Annotated in this window: 1 rRNA gene; it reads left to right on the plus strand. The window is 50.3% G+C overall.

Features of this window, described 5'->3' with window-relative positions:
- Positions 1-141: 141 nt before the first annotated feature.
- Positions 142-2,904 (plus strand): 23S ribosomal RNA (locus tag FcAc13_RS11970); the annotation flags it as partial.

The following is a 2,904-nucleotide window of genomic DNA, read 5'->3' on the forward strand; positions in this document are numbered from 1 at the left end:
ATAAAGCTCTTTAACAAGTAGGAACAAGCTGAAAGAAACGAGTTCTCGTTTTTGCGGAATAGATTGATATGAAAGTATGAATGTTATGAAGCAGGAAAGAGAAAAAGCGAAGAGAAAACCAAAGACAACTGTGAGTTGTAAGGTTAAGAAACTAAGCGTACACGGTGGATGCCTAGGCAATCAGAGGCGAAGAAGGACGTGTTAATCTGCGAAAAGCGACGGTAAGCTGATAAAGAGCGCAATAGCCGTTGATGTCCGAATGGGGAAACCCAATGTAGGTAACTACATTATCATGTGATGAATCCATAGTCATATGAGGCGAACCGGGAGAACTGAAACATCTAAGTACCCCGAGGAAAAGAAATCAACCGAGATTCCCTGAGTAGTGGCGAGCGAAAGGGGAATAGCCCAAAGCGGGTAGCTTGAGTGGTAAGTGGAACTATCTGGGAAGGTAGACGATATAGGGTGAGAGTCCCGTACACGAATACTGCTGAAGTGGAAGCTTGAAGAGTAGGGCGGGACACGAGAAATCCTGTTTGAAGAAGGGGGGACCATCCTCCAAGGCTAAATACTCCTGATTGACCGATAGTGAACCAGTACCGTGAGGGAAAGGCGAAAAGAACCCCGGCGAGGGGAGTGAAATAGAACCTGAAACCGTGTACGTACAATCAGTGGGAGCATGTGTCATTAGGCATGTGTGACTGCGTACCTTTTGTATAATGGGTCAGCGACTTATATTTTGTAGCGAGGTTAACCGAATAGGGGAGCCGAAGGGAAACCGAGTATTAACTGTGCGTTTAGTTGCAAGGTATAGACCCGAAACCCGGTGATCTAGCCATGGGCAGGCTGAAGGTTGGTTAACACTAACTGGAGGGCCGAACCGACTAATGTTGAAAAATTAGCGGATGACCTGTGGCTGGGGGTGAAAGGCCAATCAAACCGGGAGATAGCTGGTTCTCCCCGAAAGCTATTTAGGTAGCGCCTCATGAATAACTGTTGGGGGTAGAGCACTGTTTCGGCTAGGGGGCCATCCCGGCTTACCAACCCGATGCAAACTGCGAATACTGACAAGTTTAATCATGGGAGACACACGGCGGGTGCTAACGTTCGTCGTGAAGAGGGAAACAACCCAGACCGCCAGCTAAGGTCCCGAAGTCATAGTTAAGTGGGAAACGAAGTGGGAAGGCTTAGACAGCTAGGATGTTGGCTTAGAAGCAGCCATCATTTAAAGAAAGCGTAATAGCTCACTAGTCGAGTCGGCCTGCGCGGAAGATGTAACGGGGCTAAAACTATGCACCGAAGCTGCGGCAGCGCATGTAAGTGTGTTGGGTAGGGGAGCGTTCTGTAAGCCGGAGAAGGTGTGTTGAGAGGCATGCTGGAGGTATCAGAAGTGCGAATGCTGACATAAGTAACGATAAAGCGGGTGAAAAGCCCGCTCGCCGGAAGACCAAGGGTTCCTGTCCAACGTTAATCGGGGCAGGGTGAGTCGACCCCTAAGGCGAGGCAGAGATGCGTAGCTGATGGGAAACGGGTTAATATTCCCGTACTGTGTATGACTGCGATGGGGTGACGGAGAAGGCTAGGTTTACCGCCGGACGGAAATGGTGGGTTAAGCGTATAGGGGTGTGATTAGGCAAATCCGGTCACTGAGACCCTGAGGCGTGATGACGAGCTACTAAGGTAGTGAAGTAACTGATGCCCAGCTTCCAGGAAAAACCTCTAAGCATCAGGTCATATGTAATCGTACCCGAAACCGACACAGGTGGTCAGGTAGAGAATACTCAGGCGCTTGAGAGAACTCGGGTGAAGGAACTAGGCAAAATGGTGCCGTAACTTCGGGAGAAGGCACGCTGATGGTAATTGAAATCCCGCGCGGACGTAGGTGAAGTCAGTCGAAGATACCAGCTGGCTGCAACTGTTTAATAAAAACACAGCACTGTGCAAACACGAAAGTGGACGTATACGGTGTGACGCCTGCCCGGTGCTGGAAGGTTAATTGATGGGGTTATGCGCAAGCAGAAGCTCTTGATCGAAGCCCCAGTAAACGGCGGCCGTAACTATAACGGTCCTAAGGTAGCGAAATTCCTTGTCGGGTAAGTTCCGACCTGCACGAATGGCGTAATGATGGCCAGGCTGTCTCCACCCGAGACTCAGTGAAATTGAAATTGCCGTGAAGATGCGGTGTACCCGTGGCAAGACGGAAAGACCCCGTGAACCTTTACTATAGCTTGACAGTGAACATTGAGCCTTAATGTGTAGGATAGGTGGGAGACAATGAAGTGTGTACGCCAGTATGCATGGAGTCGCCCTTGAAATACCACCCTTTAATGTTTGATGTTCTAACCTGTACTTCTGAATCGAGGTAAGGGACACTGTCTGGTGGGTAGTTTGACTGGGGCGGTCTCCTCCCAAAGAGTAACGGAGGAGCACGAAGGTTAGCTAATCCTGGTCGGACATCAGGAGGTTAGTGCAATGGCAAAAGCTAGCTTGACTGCGAGAGTGACGGCTCGAGCAGGTACGAAAGTAGGTCATAGTGATCCGGTGGTTCTGAATGGAAGGGCCATCGCTCAACGGATAAAAGGTACTCCGGGGATAACAGGCTGATACCGCCCAAGAGTTCATATCGACGGCGGTGTTTGGCACCTCGATGTCGGCTCATCACATCCTGGGGCTGAAGTAGGTCCCAAGGGTACGGCTGTTCGCCGTTTAAAGTGGTACGCGAGCTGGGTTTAGAACGTCGTGAGACAGTTCGGTCCCTATCTGCCATGGGCGTAGGAAAATTGAGGGGGTTTGCTTCTAGTACGAGAGGACCGAAGTGAACGCACCGCTGGTGTTCGGGTTGTGATGCCAATTGCATTGCCCGGTAGCTACGTGCGGAATAGATAAGTGCTGAAAGCATCTAAG

It is taken from the genome of Frischella japonica (assembly GCF_014489845.1).
GTDB classification, from domain to species: Bacteria; Pseudomonadota; Gammaproteobacteria; order Enterobacterales; family Orbaceae; genus Frischella; species Frischella japonica.